This is a genomic window from Rathayibacter sp. VKM Ac-2835, from assembly GCF_013266705.1.
Classification (GTDB): domain Bacteria; phylum Actinomycetota; class Actinomycetes; order Actinomycetales; family Microbacteriaceae; genus Rathayibacter.
In genome coordinates this window covers 293,043-312,542 of sequence record NZ_JABSNQ010000003.1, presented here as the reverse complement: position 1 = coordinate 312,542, position 19,500 = coordinate 293,043, and the positions used below count along the sequence as shown (strand labels likewise).

Below are 19,500 nucleotides of genomic sequence, written 5' to 3'. Positions count from 1 at the left end.
GCAGCGCGCCGACGGACACAATGGCGGGCATGGACCCCGAGAACAGCCCGGCCGCGACCGAGACCAGCCCGACCGCCGCCGCCGCCGCGACCGGCCGCTACGCGCACGGCCACCACGAGAGCGTCCTCCGCTCGCACCGCTGGCGCACCGTCGAGAACTCCGCGGGATACCTGCTGCCGCACCTCGCGCCCGGCGTCTCGATCCTCGACGTGGGCTGCGGCCCGGGGACGATCACCGTCGACCTCGCCGAGCGGGTCGCCCCCGGCCGGGTGCTCGGCGTGGACGCGTCGGCCGAGGTGATCGCGCAGGCCGCGGCCCTCGACTCCCCCGCGGAGTTCGCGGTCGCCGACGCCTACGCGCTGCCGTTCGCGGACGACTCCTTCGACGTCGTGCACGCGCACCAGGTCCTGCAGCACTTGACCCGCCCGGTCGACGCGCTGCGCGAGTGGGGCCGGGTCGGCCGGCTCGTCGCCGCCCGCGACGTCGACTACGCCGGCGTGCTGATCCACCCCTTCACCGAGGGCCTGCAGGCCTGGGCCGCGCTCTACCAGCGGGTGCACCGCGCCTCGGCCGGTGAGCCCGACGCGGGCCGGCGCCTCAAGGCCTGGGCGCGGGAGGCCGGCTTCGAGAGCGTCGAGGTCACCGCGTCGCTCTGGGTGTTCGAGAACGCCGAGGACCGCGCCTGGTGGGGCGGCATGTGGGCGGACCGGGCGGTCTCCTCCTCCTTCGCCACCGTCGCCCTCGAGCGCGGCCTCGCCACCCGGGCCGAGCTCGAGGCGATCAGCGACGCCTGGCGCGCCTGGGCCGCCGACGAGGACGGTTGGCTCTCGATGCCCCACGGCGAGCTGCTCGCGCGCTGAGCCCTGTGCGCCGGTCGTTGCGCTCGCGGCGGACAGCGCTGCGGAGCGGAGCGGTGATCCGGTTCAGTGGGGGCATGCGCAGAGTCCTGGTCCTGGGTGGCAGCGGATGGCTGGGGCGCCGTGTCGCGGAACGGGCGATCAAGGCGGGGGACGAGGTCACCTGCGTGGCCCGCGGCGAGGCGGGAGCGGTGCCCGACGGTGCGCGACATCTGCGCGTCGACCGGCGCGATCCGAACGCCTACGACGGACTGCGCGGCGAGTGGGACGAGGTCGTCGAGCTCGCACACGCACCCGAGCTCGCCCGGCCGGCTCTCGACCGCCTCGCGCCCGCGGCCGCGCACTGGACGCTCGTCTCCTCCGTCTCCGTCTACGCCGACGTGGTGCGGCCCGACGCCGACGAGTCCGCCGCGCTGGTCGAGCCGGCCGACCCGGAGCAGTACGCGGACGCGAAGGTCCTGGCCGAGCGCGCCGCCGCCGACGCCCTCGGGGACCGGCTGCTGATCGCGCGTCCCGGGCTGATCGCCGGGCCCGGCGACCCGAGCGACCGGCTCGGCTACTGGCCGGCGCGCTTCGCCCGGGGCGGCACGGTCCTGGCGCCCGAGACCGACGGCCGGTTCGCGCAGGCGATCGACGTCGACGATCTCGCCGACTGGCTGCACGGGGCGGGCTCGGCGGGAGTGACCGGAGCCGTCGACGCCGTCGGCCCGGCCGTGCCCCTGGGCGACCTCCTCGCCACCGCCGCCGAGCTCGCGGGCTTCCGCGGCGACGTCGTGCACGCCGACGACTGGGCCCTGCTCGCGCACGGCGTCGGCTACTGGGCCGGCCCGCGCTCGCTCCCGCTGTGGCTGCCCGCCGAGGCCGTCGGCTTCAGCCGGCGCAGCACCGCCTCGTACCTCGGCGCCGGCGGCCGCCACCGCCCTCCGGCGGAGACCCTGCGCCGCGTCCTCGACGACGAGCGCGCCCGCGGACTGGACCGGCCCCGCAGGTCCGGCGTGGAGCCTCGGGACGAGCGGGCCGTCCTCGACGCACTGCGCTGAGCAGCGCCCTCGGCGGGCCCGTCCCCTCGCCGCCGCCGCACAACGTCGGCTGAGTCGGGTGGGCCTCGCCCCACAGAGGAGGCCCCCCTTCTCAGCTGACGTTGTGCGCGGACCCCGCCCGCCGCGACTCCCTTCGCCGACAGACGTCGGCGAGATCCAGCGGATTCGCGAGGATCGGGCGCCGCGAGCGCCTTCTGTTACGGCGAGCGTCGGCCGCCGTCGCGCCCGCCCGCCGCACCGCGCCATCATCATCAGCACACCGACGCGGACGCCGTCTCCGAGCACTCCGCGCTCCCTCTGCCCCTCAGCACCGGGCGCTCTCCGGCGCGCCCGCGAACCCTCCTGGAAGGACCGACGCCATGATCCGCCTCGAGCAGCTCACCAAGGTCTACGGGCAGGGCGCCGACGCCGTGACGGTGCTCGACCGCCTCGACTTCTCGGTCGGCACCGGCGAGATCTTCGCCGTCGTCGGACCGAGCGGCGCCGGCAAGAGCACCCTCGCCGCCTGCGTCAACCTGCTCGAGCGGCCCACCTCCGGCACCGTCGTCGTCAACGGTGACGCGCTCTCGCAGCTGTCGGAGCGGGAGCTGCGGGTCGCCCGCCGTCGCATCGGCACGGTCTTCCAGTCCGACGGCCTGTTCAGCCGCCGCACCGCGGAGCAGAACGTCGCGCTCCCGCTCGAGTACCTCGGCGTGACCGCGGCCGAGACGAAGCGCCGCGTCGCCGAGCTGCTCGAGCGCGTGGGCCTCGGCGACCGCGCCCGCTATTACCCGCACCAGCTCTCCGGCGGCCAGCGCCAGCGCGTCGGGATCGCCCGCGCGCTCGCGCTGCGCCCCTCCGTCCTGCTCTCCGACGAGGCGACCTCGGGTCTCGATCCCGCCTCGACCACCGCGATCACCACGCTCCTGAAGGAGCTGCGCGACGACCTCGGCCTGTCGATCCTCTTCATCACGCACGAGATGGAGACGGTCCGCCAGGTCGCCGACTCCGTCGCGCGCCTCGATCACGGCCGCATCGTGGAGTCGGGCCGCCTCGTCGACCTGCTGCGCGACGCGTCCTCGCCGCTCGGCCTGGCGCTGAACCCGGTGCGCCCCTCGGTGCTGCCGGGCGCGGGGCTCGACGAGTGGGTCGTCGGCTACGCCCGCGACGGAGTTCCGGCCGACTGGGTGACGCGGCTGTCCGACGCCGTCGGGCCGGTCGCGCTGCTCGGCGCGGCGATCGAGACGGTCGACGGGCGGGCCGTCGGGCACGCGACCATCGGCCTCGGACCGGTCGAGGAGCGCCGGCTCGCGCGGGCCGCCGACGCTCTCGGGCTGTCGGTGCGGCGGGGCGCGGTCCGCTCGGACGCACTCGTCGAGGAGGCGGCGGCATGAGCGCGCTCGCGGGTGCCGTGCACCTCCACGGTGCCCACGCCCTCGGTGCGCTGCACCTCGACACTGTGCTGGCCCTCGGTGCGCTGCACCTCGACAACAAGGTCCCGCTCGCCGACATCCCCGCGCTCGTGCTGCCCGCGCTCGGCGAGACGCTGATCATGGTCGGCATCGTGATGCTGATCGTCGTGCTCGTCGGCGTCCCGCTCGGCGCCGCCGTGCACAACCTCGCCCCCGGCGGCCTGTTCGAGAACCGCGCCGCGCACCAGAGCCTCAGCTGGATCATCAGCATCGGCCGGTCGCTGCCGTTCCTCATCCTGATGGCCTCGATCATGCCGTTCACCCGGCTGATCACAGGCACCAACATCGGCATCGCGGCCGCCGTGGTGCCGATGTCGATCGCCGGCATCGCCTTCTTCACCCGCATCGTCGAGAACGCGCTGCGCAGCGTGCCGCTCGCGCTGACCCGGGTCGCCCGCGCCTCCGGAGCGTCGCGGCTGCAGGTGATCCGCTCGGCGCAGCTCAGCGAGGCGGTGCCGCAGATCCTCGGCGGCCTCACCATCAACACCATCGCGATGATCGAGTACTCCGCCATCGCCGGCACGATCGGCGCGGGCGGCATCGGCTACGTCGCCGTCACCTACGGCTACCAGCGCTTCGACACCACCGTGATGCTCGCGACCATCGTCATCCTCGTCGCGACCGTCGCCCTCGTGCAGCTCACCGGCGACGCCCTGGTCCGCGGCACCACGCCGAGCGCCTCCCGGTCCCGGCGCGCCCCGCGCGTCGCGGTCACGGTCTAGCCGAACCTCCCCCTGATTCCGCCCCGGGCCCTCCGCCCGGGCGTCCCTCCCGCGCGCCGCCGTCCGGCCGCGACCGCTCGAAAGGCACTGCCATGTCCACTGAGAACCACGGCCCCGCGAAGTCCGGCCCTGAGAAGTCCGGCCCCGAGAACCTCGGCTTCGAACTGAAGAAGAAGCGCCGCTGGCCCTGGATCGCCGGAGCCGCGGTGGTCGTCGTCGGTGTCGGCGCGGTCGTCGCCGTGCCGCTGCTCTCGCCCGCCGTCTCGGCGAACGAGCAGGAGGGCGCGACCCTCTACGTCGCGACGGCCGAGGGCAACGCCTCGGAGCAGGCGCTCGTGGACTTCGTGGCGGAGGAGGTGGCGCCGCGCTACGGCATCACGGTCGCCTTCAAGGGCCTCTCGGACAGCAACACGATCAACCGCGCCGTCAGCGAGGGCGAGGTCGCCGCGACGGTCTACCAGCACAAGCTCTGGCTCGGCCAGGTGCTCGAGGCCAACCCCGACTTCGAGGAGGAGGCGGCGACCCCCGTCTTCCGCTGGGGCTTCGGCCTCTGGAGCGACAAGTACGCCGACGTCTCCGAGACCCCCGACGGCGGCACGATCTCGCTCTACTCCGACCCGGCGAACGAGGCCCAGGGCCTCTGGCTGCTGCAGTCGGCCGGCCTGATCACGCTGAAGGAGGGCACGGAGCCCGGCACCGCGACCCAGGACGACATCGCCTCGAACCCGAAGAACCTGCAGTTCACCCTGCTCGACTTCGCCGCCCAGTCCCGCGCCCTGCCCGACCTCGACGCGGCCGTCGGCTACACCGAGTACTACCTCGCCGCCGACATCCCGATCGAGAAGCAGATCTTCGCGCCCCAGGCTCCCGACGACTTCGCCGGCCAGCTCACCATCGGCTCGAAGTACAAGGACACCGCCAACATCGAGAAGCTCGTCGCCGCCTTCCAGGACCCGGCCGTGCAGGAGTTCCTCGCCACCGACGAGACCGTGAAGGGCATCCTGCTGCCGATCGAGGGCTGACCGCGCGGGTGCGGCGGGGGTGCGGCCGGGGTGCGGCCGCGTCCTCCGCACGACATCAGCTGAGAGCCGGTCTCATCGCTGAGGGGAGATGAGACCGTCGCCCAGCTGATGTTCTGCGCGAGCCCCGCGCCGCCGCCCCTGCCGCCTCCGCACCTCCGGCAGGCCCGCACACGCCCGATCCCGCCGCCGCGGGAACACGGAGGCCGCCGCCCGCGTTGGCTCTCTCATGACCGTTCCCCTCTCGATCCTCGACCTCGCCCCCATCGCACCCGGAGAGACCGCGCGCGACAGCTTCGCCGCCTCCGTCGCTCTGGCGCAGCAGGCCGAGCGGAGCGGGTACCGGCGGGTCTGGTACGCCGAGCACCACAACATGGCCTCGATCGCGTCGAGCGCCACCTCCGTGCTGATCGCGCACGTCGCCTCGCAGACCTCGACCATCCGCCTCGGCTCCGGCGGCGTCATGCTGCCCAACCACTCCCCGCTGACCATCGCGGAGCAGTTCGGCACCCTCGAGACGCTGCACCCGGGCCGCATCGACCTCGGTCTCGGCCGCGCCCCCGGCAGCGACCAGGCCACCTTCCGCGCCCTGCGCCGCGAGCACGACTCGTCGGAGCGCTTCCCGCAGGACGTCCTCGAGCTGCAAGGCTTCCTCGCCGGCGAGTCCCGCGTCCCGGGCGTCAGCGCGACCCCCGGCGCCGGTACCCGCGTCCCCCTCTACATCCTCGGCTCGTCGCTCTTCGGCGCCCAGCTCGCCGCTGCCCTCGGCCTGCCGTACGCCTTCGCCTCGCACTTCGCGCCGGATGCGCTGCACCAGGCCGTCGCCGAGTACCGCCGCGGCTTCCGCCCCTCGGAGCAGCTCGACGCCCCCTACGTGATCGCCGGAGTGAACGCCATCGCCGCCGACAGCGAGGAGGACGCGCAGGAGCAGTTCGCGCAGATGAAGCGCGCCCGCCTGATGATGCTGCTGCGCCAGAGCGGCCAGATCCCCGTCGACCAGCAGTTCTCCGAGGAGGAGCTCGACCACCTGCTGACCGCCCCGGTCGGCGCGCACGTCGCGAGCATGACCCACTACACCGGCGTCGGCACCGGCGAGCAGGTCGCCGACTACGTCGCCGAGTTCGCCCGCTCGGCCGAGGCCGACGAGGTCATCGTCGCCCACGCCTCGCTCGCGACGCCCGCCCGCCTGCGCTCGGTCGCCCTGCTGGCGGAGGCGCACTCGCTCGTCGCCGCGTAGCCGCAGGTCCTGCCTGCCGACGTCCGATCTGCAGGCGATCGCGCGCAGAACGTGCTGAGGCCCACTCGGCACGCGCTCCCCGTACCGGATCACCTGCACAACGGACAAGCGGCCGTCGAATCGGCGCCACGCGGAATGGCGGCGCCCCCGCCGCGGTTGCATGGGTGGGCTCCGACACGCCCGATGGAGGCTCCCCGTGCAGATCGTGGACTGGCTGTTCGACGCGCAGATCGTCATCGGCGACCAGACAGTGCTCTGGCGCGAGGTCATCGGCAACGTCTTCGGCCTGCTCAGCGCCCTCGGCGGCATGCGGCGCAAGGTCTGGGCGTGGCCGGTCGGCATCTTCGGCAACGCACTGCTCTTCACCGTCTTCATGGGCGCGCTGTTCGACACCCCGAACCCCGTGAACCTGCTCGGCCAGGCCGGCCGCCAGATCATGTTCATCATCGTGAGCATCTACGGCTGGTACCGCTGGACGCACCGCCCCAGCGACGCGACCACGCTGATCTCGCCGCGCTGGGCCTCCTGGCGCACCCGCGGACTGCTGGTGCTCGGCATGATCGGCGGCACTGCGATCCTTACTCCCGTCTTCCGCGCGCTCGGCTCCTACGAGCCGGTCTGGAGCGACGCCTGGATCTTCGTCGGCTCGCTGCTCGCCACCTACGGCATGGCCAAGGGCTGGGTCGAGTTCTGGCTGATCTGGGTCGCCGTCGACATCGTCGGCGTCCCGCTGCTCTTCTCGGCCGGCTACTACGCCTCCGGCCTGATGTACGTCTTCTACGGCGCCTTCACCCTGCTCGGCTTCTTCGTCTGGATGAAGGAGGGGCGCCGCCCGTCGGCCGCCCCGGTCACCGTCGGCTGACCCGCCGCCGCTTCTCGCCGATCGGCACGAACGGTCGCCCGACTCGCCGCCGCGCCCCGCGATACGTCACGAACGGCCGCCCGCATCCTGCGGACACCGCCGTTCCCGACGAATCGATGTCGCCGGACGTCGCGGATCCGGGACGGAGGGGGTTGGATCGACGGATGAGGACGACGACGACTCCCCCGACCGCCTTCGTCCTCGCCGCGCTGTGGGCGGCCCTCGCCGCCTGGGGCGCGGTGAGCGGCAGCACCCCGTTCCTGATCGGCGGCCTCGTCATGGCCGCCGCCTTCGCCGCGCTCGGCGCCGTGCTGCGCCGCCGGGCGCGCCGCGGAACGCGGAAGCACATGCTGGTCGAGTAGCCGCGGAACGCGGCGTATCGAGACCCACGCCGTTCGAAGGGTGGATCTCGATACGCCCGCTCCGCTGGCTACTCGATCAGGATGCGGGGGCCCGCGACGCCGGCTGCTCGATCAGCATGAACACGCGAGCGCCGGTCAGTGACCGCGCGCGATCCAGGCCTCGCGGTCGGGCTTCTCCGCACCGATGGTGGTCGTCGGGCCGTGGCCGGTGCGGACGACCGTGTCGTCCGGCAGCGTCAGCAGCCGGTCCGTGATCGAGTCGATGATCGTCGGGAAGGAGCTGTAGGAGCGGCCGGTCGCGCCCGGCCCGCCCTGGAAGAGCGTGTCACCGGTGAAGACCGTGCCCAGCTCGGCCGCCACGAAGCAGACGGCGCCCGGCGTGTGCCCCGGCGTGTGCCGCACCTCGAGGTCGGTGCCGCCGATGCTGATCACCTGGCCGTCCTCGAGCACGCCGCTCGGCGCGGAGTCGGGGTAGAACGCGTCCCAGAGCACGCGGTCGCCCTCGTGCAGCAGCACCGGCACGTCGACGGACTCCAGCAGCGCGGCGACCGCGTCGATGTGGTCGGTGTGCGCGTGCGTGAGCAGCACCGCGCGAAGCGTCCGGTCGCCGACGGCCGCGAGGATCGCCTCCGCGTCGTGCGCCGCGTCGATGACGACGCACTCGCTGTCGTCGCCGACGATCCAGACGTTGTTGTCCACGTCCCAGGTGCCGCCGTCGAGGGCGAAGGTGCCGCTGGTGACGAGCTGGTCGATCCGGGCGGCCATCAGAGCACCACCACCGAGCGGAGCACGTCGCCGCCGGCCATCGTGGTGAAGGCCTGCTCGATGTCGCGGATGCCGATCCGCTCGGTCACGAACTCGTCGAGCGGCAGCCGGCCCTGCAGATACAGGTCGGTGAGCATCGGGAAGTCGCGCTCGGGCAGGCAGTCGCCGTACCAGCTCGACTTCAGCGAGCCACCGCGGCCGAAGACGTCCAGCAGCGGGATCTCGAGGGTCATCTCGGGCGTCGGCACGCCGACGAGCACGACGATGCCGGCGAGGTCGCGGGCGTAGAACGCCTGGCGCCAGGTCTCGGGGCGGCCGACCGCGTCGATCACGACGTCCGCGCCGAAGCCGTCTGTCAGCGCCTGCACGGCGGCGACCACGCCGGCCTCGTCGAGTCCGCTGGAGTCGATCGCGTGGGTGGCGCCGAGCTCCTCGGCCTTGATGAGCTTCTTGGGGTCGCGGTCGATCGCGATGATCGTGCTCGCGCCGGCCAGCTTCGCGCCGACGACGGCGGCGGTGCCGACTCCGCCGCAGCCGATGACGGCCACGGAGTCGCCGCGGGTGACGTTGCCGGTGTTCATCGCGGCACCGAGGCCCGCCATGATGCCGCAGCCGAGCAGGCCGACGGCGGCGGGGTCGGCGGCCGGGTCGACCTTCGTGCACTGCTTGGCGTGCACGAGCGTCTTCTCCGCGAAGGCGCCGATGCCCAGCGCCGGGCTGAGCTCGGTGCCGTCCGTGAGGGTCATCTTCTGCGTCGCGTTGAAGGTGTTGAAGCAGTACCAGGGCTCGGCGCGGACGCAGGCACGGCACTCGCCGCAGACGGCCCGCCAGTTGAGCACGACGAAGTCGCCGACCGCGACGTGGGTGACGCCCTCGCCGATCGCGCTGACCCGCCCCGCGGCCTCGTGGCCGAGCAGGAACGGGAAGTCGTCGCTGATCCCGCCCTCGCGGTAGTGGTAGTCGGTGTGGCAGACACCGCAGGTCTCGATGTCGACGACGGCCTCGCCGGGTCCGGGATCGGGGACGACGATGTCGACGAGCTCGACGGGAGCCCCCTTCGACCGGGCGATGACGCCGCTCACAGTGGTGGGCATGGGGGCTCCTTCGGGCGGGGGCGGGTGGTGCAGGGAACCGTTCCACAGTACCGAGCGGCGGCTGCGCGCGGCCCGTCGGCGGGGCGTTGGCGAGCGTGCGGGCCCGCTGCCGGCGTCCCCTGTCCGAATGTCGTCGTACTCGAACGCCGACTACGACAACTCCTGCGCAGTGGATCGCGCGCATATCATCAATAATCGATGGAAGGGTTGACGAGGCCGCGCGGAGGGCTCAGGGTGACCGTGCGGGCGCTCACCGACGAGGGTCCGCGGAGAGGACCACCATGACTCGACGAGGAGTCACCACCCGCGCATCCCGCGTCCGCCGCAGCCCGCTGCGCCGCACCCTCCTGGCCGCCACCCTCGGGGCCGCGCTGCTCGCTCCGCTGGTCACGCCGTCGCCCGACGCGGCGCAGGCGTTCCCGGCGACGTCGAAGGCCGCCGTCCTGCAGTACCTGCAGTCGATCACCGGGACGAGCATCGTCTCGGGCCAGCACAACAAGGAGCCCGCGAGCTCCCCCGCCCAGTACACGCAGCAGGTGAAGGACATCACGGGGCAGTACCCGGGCCTCTGGGGCGGCGATCTGTTCTTCACCGCCGCCGACGCCGCGAACCGCCAGCGCGTCGTCGACCAGGCGAAGACGGAGTGGGCCAACGGCTCGCTCGTCACCCTCGCCTGGCACGCCTGCCCGCCGACCGGGCCGAGCACCTGCGCGTTCGACGGCGGCGTGAAGAGCAGCATCAGCGACGCGCAGTTCCAGCAGATCGTCACGGGCGGCACCGCGCTCAACACCACCTGGCGGCAGCGCATGGCCGAGGTCGTGCCGTACCTCCGGCAGCTGAAGGACGCGGGCGTCCCCGTGCTGTTCCGGCCGTTCCACGAGATGAACGAGACCTGGAACTGGTGGGGCGGCCGCTCCGGCGCGAACGGCGGCGCGAAGATCTACCAGCAGATGCGCGACTACTTCGACTCCCAGGGCCTGACCAACCTGATCTGGGTGTGGAACGTGCAGGACAACCCCGCGGGCGGCTGGGCGGGCTACTACCCGGGCGCGGACTACGTCGACGTCGTGTCGCTGGACGTCTGGTACAAGGGTTTCCCGAGCTCCGGGGACTACCAGCAGCTGCAGTCGATCGCCGGCTCCAAGCCGATCGCGATCGCCGAGATGGGGAAGGTGCCGGACGCGGCGCTGCTGCAGAGCCAGACCCGCTGGTCGTACTTCATGATCTGGTCGGAGCAGCTGCGCGGCAGCAACACGAACGCCGCCATCCAGAGCGCCTACTTCCACCCCCGCGTCCTCAACCAGGGCGAGCTCACGCTCCCCTGACCCCGCGGGACCCCTGCGGCGCCCGCCGATCCGTCACGAACGGCTGCCTCCCGCCCTCCCGGGCAGCCGTTCGTGACGGATCGATCGCGTCCGGGGCGCGAGCGGTCAGGTCGCCGCGGTCATGCGGGCGTAGCGGCCGCCGGCGGCCAGCAGCTCCTCGTGGGTGCCCTGCTCGAGGACGCGGCCGGCGTCGAGGACGACGATGCGGTCGGCGGAGCGGACGGTGCTGAGGCGGTGCGCGACGATCAGCGTCGTCCGGCCGGCGCGCAGCCGCTCCAGGGCGCCGCGCACCTCGGCCTCGGCGCGCGGGTCGAGGGCGGCGGTCGCCTCGTCGAGGATCAGCAACCGCGGGTCGCGGATCAGCGCGCGGGCGATCGCGAGCCGCTGGCGCTGGCCCCCGGACAGCTGGGCGCCCCGCTCGCCGACCGTCGTGTCCCAGCCGTCGGGCAGCTCGAGGACGAAGCCCGCGTTCGCCGCGCGCAGCGCCGCCTCGAGCCGGACGTCGTCCGGCTCCTCGGCGCCGTAGAGGATGTTGTCGCGGATGCTCCCGCGGAACAGCACCGACTCCTGCGGCACCACCGAGACGAAGCGCCGCACCGTGCGCATGTCGAGGGTCACGATGTCGCGGCCGTCGACCAGGACCCGGCCCGCCGAGGGGCGGAGGAAGCCGAGGGCGAGCCGGGTCAGCGTCGACTTCCCCGAGCCGGACGCGCCGACGAACGCCACCGTCTCACCCGCGGCGACGCGCAGGCTCACGTCCGAGAGCACCGGCCGCTCGCCGTAGGAGAAGGAGACCGCCTCGAACTCGACGCTCCCCTCCAGCGCGTCGACGGCGGCGCGGCCCTCGTTCCACTCCACGTCCGGGTCGGTGAGCACGCCGGCGATCGAGCGCTGCGAGGCGAGGCCGCGGGTGATCAGCGGCGCCGTCTGGAACGCGCTGGTGATCGCCCCGGTCAGCAGCGCGAAGTACGAGCTGAGCAGCACCACCTCGCCGACCGTGATCGGGAGGGCGCCGGTCGCACTCGCCCACGCCGCCGCGAAGAGCGAGCCCAGGGTGATCGCCTGGTAGCTGCTCCAGGACAGCGCGCCGAAGCGCCCGTTCAGCCGGTCGAGCCGGGTGCCCGCGCGCTCGACGCGGTGCGCGGCCTCGACCACCCGCCGCACCGAGACCTGCTCGAGTCCGTGCGCGCGGGTGACCTCCTGGAGCGAGGACATCTCGCCGACGGCCGAGGACATGGTCTCGACGTCGAGGCGGAAGGTCTCGTTGCTCGCGGCGGTGCGCGAGCGCAGCCAGAGGATGAGCCCGGCGGCGAGCGGCAGGGTCAGCGCCAGCACGGGCAGGAACTGCGGCACCCGCACCGCGGTCGCCACGCCGGCGCCGACGAGGATCACCAGGGCGTTGAGCAGCGGGCCGAACGCCTGCTGCAGCATCAGCTCCAGGTTCTCGACGTCGCGCACGATCTTGGTCTGCACCACCGACGCGCTGCCGCGGGAGTGGTAGCCGAAGGACAGCAGCTGCAGGCGCACCGCCAGCGCCTCGCGCAGCCGGGCGCCCATCGAGCGCACGGAGGAGGAGAACAGGCGGACGAAGACGCCGTTCGCGGCGATGTTGATCGCGATGGTGGCGGCGCCCGCGGCGGCGGGGGCGAGGAGCGCCTCGGGCGGATCGCCGGCGACGAGGGCGTCGACCACGGCCGCGGTGACGAGCGGGAGGATCCAGAGCGGGCTGTCCTTGACCGCGAACGCGAGCGCGGCGACGACCAGGCGGCCGCGCGAGGGGCGGAGGGCCGAGCGGAGCGGGTGCTCGGCGTCGATCGCGGGTGCGGCGGTCACCGGGAGCCGGGCCGGGAGTGCATGCGGGTGGATCTCGAGACGCCGGCGGAGCCGGCTACTCGATCAGCATGAAGGGGGCCGACGTGTCCCGCCGGCAGGTGCACCAGGGCCGCCGCGCCGATCAGCGGGCCGCCGCCGCCGAGGCCGGAGGCGCGGATCGACAGGCCGCGGGCGTAGTCGAAGACCGCGCGCTCGCGGGCCGCCTCGCACACCAGGTCGAGGTAGGACGCCGTCACCGCCGAGAAGCCGCCGCCGACCGCGAAGTCCCGCACGTCGAGCAGCGTCGCCACGTCGGCGATCGCCGTGCCGACGGCCGCCGCCGAGCGCGCCACCGCGGCGAGCGCCACCGGATCGCCCGCAGCGGCCGCCCGCGCCAGGTCCTCGCCGGTCGTCCCCGCGAAGCCGCGGCGCCGCGCCCAGGCGACACTGCTCGGCCCGGAGGCGATGCTCTCGAGCGTCCCGTCGCTCCCCTCCTCCGGGTCCGCGTCGCCGACGTGGATCTGCCCGATGTGCCCGGCGTTCCCGGAGCGCCCCGCGACCGCGCGGCCGTCGAGCACGATCCCGCCGCCGACCCCCGTCGACACCACGAGGCTCACCGACGAGCCGGCGCCCCGGTTGGCGCCGACCCAGTGCTCGGCCAGCGCGATGCAGGTGCCGTCGAGCCGCAGGGCGACCGGCCGACCGGGCAGCAGCCGCTCGACCGCCCCGCGCAGGGCGAACCCGTGCAGCAGCGGCAGGTTCTTCGGCCGGATGCGCCCCTCGGCGAGGTCGAGCGGGCCGGCGGAGCCGATGCCCGCGCCGATGACCGAGTCCGAACCTGCAGCGGCGAGCGCCTCCACGACGCACCCCTCCACGGCCGCGCCGAACTCCGCCGGGGTCAGCGCCGGCCCGGTCGGCCTCCGGCTGCGCGAGCCCGGCACGAGCACTCCGTCGGCGCGCACGAGCGCCGCCTCGATCTTGGTGCCGCCGACGTCGACGGCGAGCGCGAGCTGCGGGGTCATCTCTTCCTCCGGAAGGGTGTGGGCGACGAGGGTCGTGAGCGACGAGGGTCGTGGCGGCGCGGAGGAGCCGACCGGGAGGCGTGCGCCGGTCCCGGTCGGCTCCGTCGATCACCGCCGCGGGCGGGTCGTCAGCCCCAGTCGGCGACGAGCTGGTTGGCGGTGCGCAGGACGCTCGGCGAGACGAGCGCCGCAGGATCGAGCCCGGCTCCGCTCACCCGGAACGTCACCGACTCCCCCGGCAGCAGCGTGACCAGCTGGTCGTCGACGACCGCGGCCGGGTCGACCTTGTCGACGAGCAGCGTCAGGTCGCGCACGAGGTTCTCCGCGGTGACCGTCACCTCCGACCCTCCGTCGACGGCGCGCACCGAGGTGGTCAGCCGCGCCGCCTCGAGCGCCGACTCCCGGTACTCGGCGAAGAACCAGAACGCGCGCTCCCCCGCGAGCTCGGCGACGAGCAGCTCACCCGCGACATCGTCGGCGGCACCCACCCCGATCGGGACGGTGGAGACGGACCGCGCCTCGAGCGACACCCCCTGCCGCTCCTCCGCGAGCACCGTGCCGTCGAAGCGCAGCCGGCGCACGACGACCTCGCCCGCCCACGCGTCGGCACTGTCGTTCACCGCGACCACCGCGAGCCCGTCGCCGCGCGGCTGCACCGTGAGCAGCCGATCCGCGTAGACGTGCTTGAGCGCGTAGAGCAGCGGCTTCGCCGTCCCGTCGCCGTCGACCGCGGCCCAGGAGGTGACGGGCCAGCAGTCGTTCAGCTGCCAGACCACCGAGCCCATGCAGCGCGGGCTCTCGGAGCGCTGGTGCTCGATCGCCAGCGTGACGGCGAGCGCCTGGTTGAGCGACATCGCCCAGTGCCAGTCCTCCGTGTCGTCGGGCAGCGGGAGGTGCGCGACGAGTCCGTCGGTCAGCTTGTCGTTGCCGTCGGTCGCCTTCTGGTGGTGGATCATGCCGGGCGACTCGGGGGTCAGCGGCGAGTCCGAGATCGAGCGCTGGATCGTCGACCACGAGGCCGGGCCCTGCCAGCCGAACTCGGCGACGAACCGGGCGTGCACGTCGCGGTAGGCGGGGTAGTCGACCCGGTTCCACAGCTCCCACAGGTGCACGGAGCCGTGGTCGACGTCGTTCGCGAAGATCGCGGTGTCGCCCGACCAGGGGCTGCCCGGCGTGTACGAGCGCTCGGGGTCGAGCTCGGCGACCAGGCGCGGCAGCAGGTCGAGGTAGTAGCCCAGGCCCCAGGTGCGGCCCTGCAGGCGCTTCTCCCAGCCCCACTCCTCGTAGCCCCAGATGTTCTCGTTGTTGCCGTTCCAGAGCGCGAGGCTCGGGTGCGGCATGATCCGCGTCACGTTGTCGCGCACCTCCGCCTCGACCTCGCTCCAGAGCGGCTCCTCCTCGGCGTAGGAGGCGCAGGCGAAGAGGAAGTCCTGCCAGACGAGGATCCCGCGCTCGTCGCAGAGCTCGTAGAAGTCGTCCGACTCGAAGTAGCCGCCGCCCCAGATCCGCAGCAGGTTCATGTTCGCGAACTCGGCCTGGTCCATCCGGCGGGCGAGGCGCGCGCGGTCGACGCGGGTGATGAAGGCGTCGTCGGGGATCCAGTTGGCGCCGCGGATCCACACCGGCTCGCCGTTGACGACGAAGCGGAACGAGGTGCCCTCCTCGTCGCGGTCCAGCTGCACCTCGATCGTGCGGAAGCCGATCCGCAGCGTCCGGCCGTCGACGACCGCGCCGCCGACGCGCGCCTCGACGTCGAGCAGCGACAGCGGCTGCTCGCCGAAGCCGCGCGGCCACCACAGCGCCGCGTCCGCCACGGAGAGCTCGAGTACCGCCGAGCGCTCCCCGGCCGGCACGGTGACGGAAGCGGTCACGCCGTCGACGCTCGCCGTCAGCTCCACCTCGTCCTCCGTCGTCCGCTCGAGGTCCACGTGCACGGCGACGCGGCCGGTCGTGCCGTCGACCGTCACGACGGGCCGGACGGCGGCCAGCCGAGCCTCGCTCCAGGCGTGCAGCGTGACCGGCTTCCACATCCCGACCGAGGCCGCGTCGAGCCCCCAGTCCCAGCCGAAGTTGCAGGCGGCCTTCCGCAGCGCGTTGAAGGGGTGCGAGTAGGTGTGCGGGCGGTAGCCGATCTCGAGGCTGGCCCGGTCGGCCTCCGCGATCGGCGAGGCGAAGCGGACGACGAGCGCGTTGTCGCCCTCCACCAGCAGCCCGTCGACGGCGAAGCGGTAGCTGCGGTGCTGGTTGCGGGTGCTCGCGACGACGCTCCCGTTCAGCGTGATCGTCGCCACCGTGTCCAGGCCCTCGAAGACCAGCTCGTGCCGGTCGTGCCCGTCGGGCGACCAGGCGAAGACGGACGCGTACTCCCAGTCGGTCTCGCCGATCCAGGTGACCTTCTTCTCGTTCTGGTCGAGATACGGGTCCGGGATCAGGCCGGCGGCGAGGAGGTCGGTGTGCACGAGTCCGGGGACGGTCGCCGGGACCGTCGCGCCCGCGATCTCCGCGGGGATCGGGCCGCGGAGCGCGCGCACGCTCCAGCCGTCGTGCAGGGGGCGGAGGGTGGCCGAGAGGCGCTCGGTGCTGGTGTGGGTCACTTGGTGGCTCCTGAGGTCAGTCCGTTGTAGATGAAGCGCTGGAGGAAGAGGAAGGCGACGAGCGTCGGGACGATGACGAGGATCGTGCCGGCGGCGATGACCTCCCACTGTGCTCCGAAGGGGCCCATGAAGCGGAAGAGCGAGGTCGAGATGACCCCGAGATCCTGCGAGGGCATGTAGAGGAAGGGGATGTAGAACTCGTTGTAGACCGCGATCCCCTTGATGATCACGACCGTGGCGATCGCCGGCTTCAGCAGCGGCAGAACGATCCGCCAGTAGACGGTGAAGCGGCTGGCGCCGTCGAGCATCGCCGCCTCGTCGAGCGAGACCGGGATCGACTGCATGAACTGCAGGAAGATGTAGATCGCGACGATGTCGGTGCCGGTGAAGAGCAGGATCGCCGACCAGCGGGTGTTGAAGAGGTCGAGGGCGTTGATCACCTGAAAGGTCGCCACCTGGGTCGTCACCGACGGCACGAGGGTCGCCAGCAGGAACAGCCCCGTCACGAGTCGGCGCCCGCGGAAGCGGAAGCGGTCGATCGCGTAGGCGGCCATGGTGCCGATCAGGATCGTGCCCGCCACCGACACCAGCAGGATGATGCCGGTGTTGAGGAACCCGGTCACCATCCCGCCCTGGCTGAAGGCGATCGCGAAGTTCTCGAAGTTGAACCAGTTGCTCGGCGGGACGAGCGGACCGGTGCTGCGGTACTCCGTCGACGTCTTGAAGGCGAGCATGAAGATCGTGACGATCGGCACCAGCGCGAACAGGCAGGCGACGATCAGCGAGGTGTACTTGCCGATCGCACCGAGCATCGAGCCGCGCCGGGGCCGCCGGGAGCCGCGCGGGGCAGGGGTCACGGGCAGGCCGGTGACGGCCTCCGTGCGGGGCTGCGTGGTGGTCATTCCTGGCCCGCCTTCTCGTCGGGGAACACGCGGCGCTGCACCGCGGTGATGATCAGCACGATCGCGAGCAGGACGACGGCCATCGCCGAGGCGAGGCCGACCTTCGAGTAGCGGAACGCGGTGTCGACGGTCTGGATCACGAAGGTCTCCGACCCGTTGGCGCCGCCGGTCATGATGTACGGCATCTCGAACGCCGACAGGGCGCCCGCGATGGCGAGGATGAAGGACAGCCCGAGGATCCGGCGGATGCTGGGCACGATGATGTAGCGGAACTTGTCGAAGGACGTCGCGCCGTCGATGTCCGCGGCCTCGTACTGCTCCTCCGGCACCGACTGGATCGCGCCGAGGAACAGCACGAAGTTCAGCCCCATGTAGCGCCAGACCGAGGTCGCCGCGAGCGAGACGTTGACGACGGACGGGTCGCCGAGCCACTGCGGGGTGTCCTGCACGCCGAAGGCGCCGAGCACCGCGTCGAGGGTGCCGTCGGGCCGGAAGAAGTAGAGGAACATCAGCCCGATCGCGACGCCGTTGATCAGGTACGGGAAGAAGATGACGCCCTTGAAGAAGTTGCGGAACCGGGTCTGGAAGCTCAGCAGCGTCGCGAAGAACAGCGCGAGCCCGAGCTGCGCGACGGCGCCGGCCAGGTAGAAGAGGCTGACGAAGAAGACCTGGAAGATCTCGGGCCGGGTGAAGATCTCGACGTAGTTCTCCAGGCCGACGAACGTCTTGTCCTGGTCGAGGCCGTCCCAGTCGGTGACGCTGTACCAGAACATGTTCGCGACCGGGATGTAGGTCAGGACGACGAGGAACGCCAGCGGCACGGCGAGGAACAGCCAGGGCGTGCTGCGACGCCCGGTCAGCCGCTGGCGGCGGCCGGAGGGCCTGTCGCCGCGACGGCCGCCGCCGGCCCGCTTGCTCGCTCCGACCTCGAGGGGCGGAGCGTCGGTGATCGCCATGTCGATCCTTTCGGCATCCCGGGGAATGCGGTCGTGAGGGGGAGGGGAGGGGCGACCCGCGGGGTGGCGGGTCGCCCCCGGAGCGGAAGGCGGGGCTGCTACTCCGCGACGTCCGCGCGGGCCGCGGCCCAGCGCGAGTTGAGGTCGTCGAAGAGCGACTGCTTGTCGCCGTCACCGGCGCCGCGGGCCGCGTCGATCAGCTTCTGGCGGTAGGAGTTGCCGAAGAGGTCGATCTCGGCCTCGTTGGCGATGTCGTTGATGACGGCCTCCTTGCCGACCGGATCCGGAGCGAGCTCCAGGTAGGTCACGCCGAGCGCGTCGAAGTCGGCGAGGGTGTCGGGCGCCGGGTCCGAGATCACCGGGCTGATCGCGCCCTGGCTGGCGGCGAAGCCGGAGTCCTCGGTGAACCAGTCGATCCAGGCCCGGGCGGTCGCCTTGTTGTCGGAGTTCTTGTTGATCGCGAGGAACTTGTCCGAGGCGGTCACCGAGGTGAACGCGCCGTCCTGCGCCCACGGCATCGGCCAGAAGCCGATGGTGTCGCGGGGCTTGCCGGCCTTCTCGGCGGCATCCTGCATCTGCGAGACGGCCCAGGAGCCGAGGACCATCGAGCCGATCTCGCCCTGGGCGAGGAGGTCCTTCGACTCCTCCCAGTTGGTGGTGGTCGGGTCGTCCTCGCTGAGGCCGGCGGCGACCGTGTCGTAGAGCAGACCGTCGATGTTGTACTGGTCGTTGCCCTCGGTCCAGGGCGCGTCGTCGGCGATCATCTCGGTGCGGACGTCCTCGCCCTGCACCGTGCCGAGGTTGCCCTCGATGGTCGCGAGCGGCCAGCCGTCCTTGTAGTTCGTGTAATAGGGAGTGACGCCCGTCGCCTTGATCGCCTCGAGGTCGGCCAGGTACTCCTCCTCCGTCTGCGGCGGGTCGGTGACACCGGCCGCGCTCCAGACGTCGCGGTTGAAGACGTAGCCCATCGCGGAGCCGAAGGTCGAGATGCCGTAGGCGGTGCCGTCGAACGAGCCCTCGTTGGTGAAGCGGTACTTCTCGGAGAGCTCGTCGGTCGAGCCGAGCGGCTCGAAGTAGTTCGCGTAGTCGTCCTTGGTGACGTTCGAGCTCGGGATCAGCAGCACGTCGCCGTAGTCCTTCGAGTTCAGGCGGATCTTGGTGTCGCCCTCGTAGTCGGTGAGCGCCTCGAACTTCACGGTGGTGCCGGGGTACTGCTTCTCGAAGGTCGAGGCGTAGTCGGCGAACGTGGTGTCGACGAGGTCGGTGCGGTTGGTCAGCACGGTGATCTCGCCGGCGGGCTCGCCGGAGTCGTTGCTCGCGCCGGCGGAGCAGCCGGACAGGACGAGCGAGGCCGAGGCGGCGACGGCGGCGAGGCCGATCAGCGTGCTGCGGCGGGCGGGCGCCGGGCGGCGGGTGGTGGGTCGGTGCACAGGGTCTCTCCTCGGTGGGCCGTCGCCGCCTTCGGCGACGGGAGGTGGTG

At 72.4% G+C, this 19,500-nt stretch carries 17 protein-coding genes; 9 read left to right on the top strand and 8 right to left on the bottom strand.

Features of this window, described 5'->3' with window-relative positions:
• The first annotated feature begins 29 nt into the window (after positions 1–29).
• The 8 genes from HRK28_RS15230 (at position 30) to HRK28_RS15195 (ending at position 7,550) form a co-directional block, all read left to right on the top strand.
• Positions 30–860 (top strand): methyltransferase domain-containing protein, encoded by an 831-nt coding sequence (locus HRK28_RS15230; RefSeq protein WP_173252400.1) that lies wholly within the window; start codon positions 30–32, stop codon positions 858–860.
• Between the two features lie 74 nt (positions 861–934).
• Positions 935–1,897, top strand: coding sequence for an NAD-dependent epimerase/dehydratase family protein (locus tag HRK28_RS15225; RefSeq protein WP_173252208.1), 963 nt, complete (start codon positions 935–937; stop codon positions 1,895–1,897).
• Between the two features lie 359 nt (positions 1,898–2,256).
• Positions 2,257–3,270, top strand: a complete 1,014-nt coding sequence (locus HRK28_RS15220; protein ID WP_173252207.1) for a methionine ABC transporter ATP-binding protein — start codon at positions 2,257–2,259, stop codon at positions 3,268–3,270.
• Positions 3,267–4,070, top strand: coding sequence for a methionine ABC transporter permease (locus HRK28_RS15215; protein ID WP_173252206.1), 804 nt, complete (start codon positions 3,267–3,269; stop codon positions 4,068–4,070). The genes HRK28_RS15220 and HRK28_RS15215 overlap by 4 nt, the downstream gene beginning before the upstream one ends.
• Before the next feature lie 92 nt (positions 4,071–4,162).
• Entirely contained in the window at positions 4,163–5,092 is a 930-nt protein-coding gene (locus HRK28_RS15210) for a MetQ/NlpA family ABC transporter substrate-binding protein (protein ID WP_173252205.1), read from the top strand.
• Positions 5,093–5,318: 226 nt separating this feature from the next.
• Positions 5,319–6,326, top strand: coding sequence for an LLM class flavin-dependent oxidoreductase (locus tag HRK28_RS15205; protein WP_160086249.1), 1,008 nt, complete (start codon positions 5,319–5,321; stop codon positions 6,324–6,326).
• A gap of 196 nt (positions 6,327–6,522) precedes the next feature.
• Positions 6,523–7,188 carry a nicotinamide riboside transporter PnuC gene (gene pnuC, locus HRK28_RS15200; protein ID WP_160086247.1) on the top strand — a complete coding sequence of 222 codons (666 nt, stop codon included), beginning with the start codon at positions 6,523–6,525 and terminating at the stop codon, positions 7,186–7,188.
• Positions 7,189–7,352: 164 nt separating this feature from the next.
• Entirely contained in the window at positions 7,353–7,550 is a 198-nt protein-coding gene (locus tag HRK28_RS15195) for a hypothetical protein (RefSeq protein ID WP_173252204.1), read from the top strand.
• Positions 7,551–7,685: 135 nt separating this feature from the next.
• Here the strand turns inward: HRK28_RS15195 and HRK28_RS15190 are convergent, their stop codons facing one another.
• Both HRK28_RS15190 and HRK28_RS15185 read right to left on the bottom strand, forming a co-directional pair.
• Positions 7,686–8,315, bottom strand: coding sequence for an MBL fold metallo-hydrolase (locus HRK28_RS15190; RefSeq protein ID WP_173252203.1), 630 nt, complete (start codon positions 8,313–8,315; stop codon positions 7,686–7,688).
• On the bottom strand, positions 8,315–9,409 hold the full coding sequence (locus tag HRK28_RS15185) for an S-(hydroxymethyl)mycothiol dehydrogenase (RefSeq protein WP_173252202.1): 1,095 nt from the start codon (positions 9,407–9,409) through the stop codon (positions 8,315–8,317). Before HRK28_RS15185 ends, HRK28_RS15190 begins: the two co-directional genes overlap by 1 nt.
• 281 nt (positions 9,410–9,690) lie before the next feature.
• Here HRK28_RS15185 and HRK28_RS15180 point away from each other — a divergent pair, with 281 nt between their 5' ends.
• Positions 9,691–10,734, top strand: a complete 1,044-nt coding sequence (locus HRK28_RS15180; protein WP_173252201.1) for a glycoside hydrolase family 26 protein — start codon at positions 9,691–9,693, stop codon at positions 10,732–10,734.
• 105 nt (positions 10,735–10,839) lie between these two features.
• Here HRK28_RS15180 and HRK28_RS15175 read toward each other — a convergent pair whose 3' ends face one another.
• The 6 genes from HRK28_RS15175 to HRK28_RS15150 all read right to left on the bottom strand — a co-directional run bounded on the left by HRK28_RS15175 (position 10,840) and on the right by HRK28_RS15150 (position 19,450).
• Positions 10,840–12,567, bottom strand: a complete 1,728-nt coding sequence (locus HRK28_RS15175; RefSeq protein WP_173252200.1) for an ABC transporter ATP-binding protein — start codon at positions 12,565–12,567, stop codon at positions 10,840–10,842.
• Positions 12,564–13,568 (bottom strand): ROK family protein, encoded by a 1,005-nt coding sequence (locus HRK28_RS15170; RefSeq protein WP_173252199.1) that lies wholly within the window; start codon positions 13,566–13,568, stop codon positions 12,564–12,566. Before HRK28_RS15170 ends, HRK28_RS15175 begins: the two co-directional genes overlap by 4 nt.
• A gap of 128 nt (positions 13,569–13,696) precedes the next feature.
• Complete coding sequence (locus tag HRK28_RS15165) at positions 13,697–16,162, bottom strand: glycoside hydrolase family 2 protein (protein ID WP_173252198.1); 2,466 nt, start codon at positions 16,160–16,162, stop codon at positions 13,697–13,699.
• On the bottom strand, positions 16,159–16,974 hold the full coding sequence (locus HRK28_RS15160; RefSeq protein WP_217274846.1) for a carbohydrate ABC transporter permease: 816 nt from the start codon (positions 16,972–16,974) through the stop codon (positions 16,159–16,161). Before HRK28_RS15160 ends, HRK28_RS15165 begins: the two co-directional genes overlap by 4 nt.
• Before the next feature lie 86 nt (positions 16,975–17,060).
• Positions 17,061–18,020 carry a carbohydrate ABC transporter permease gene (locus HRK28_RS15155; RefSeq protein ID WP_173252196.1) on the bottom strand — a complete coding sequence of 320 codons (960 nt, stop codon included), beginning with the start codon at positions 18,018–18,020 and terminating at the stop codon, positions 17,061–17,063.
• A 98-nt stretch (positions 18,021–18,118) separates the two neighbouring features.
• A complete protein-coding gene (locus tag HRK28_RS15150; RefSeq protein WP_367948440.1) occupies positions 18,119–19,450 on the bottom strand; it encodes an ABC transporter substrate-binding protein in 1,332 nt (443 codons plus the stop codon).
• Between the last annotated feature and the right edge of the window lie 50 nt (positions 19,451–19,500).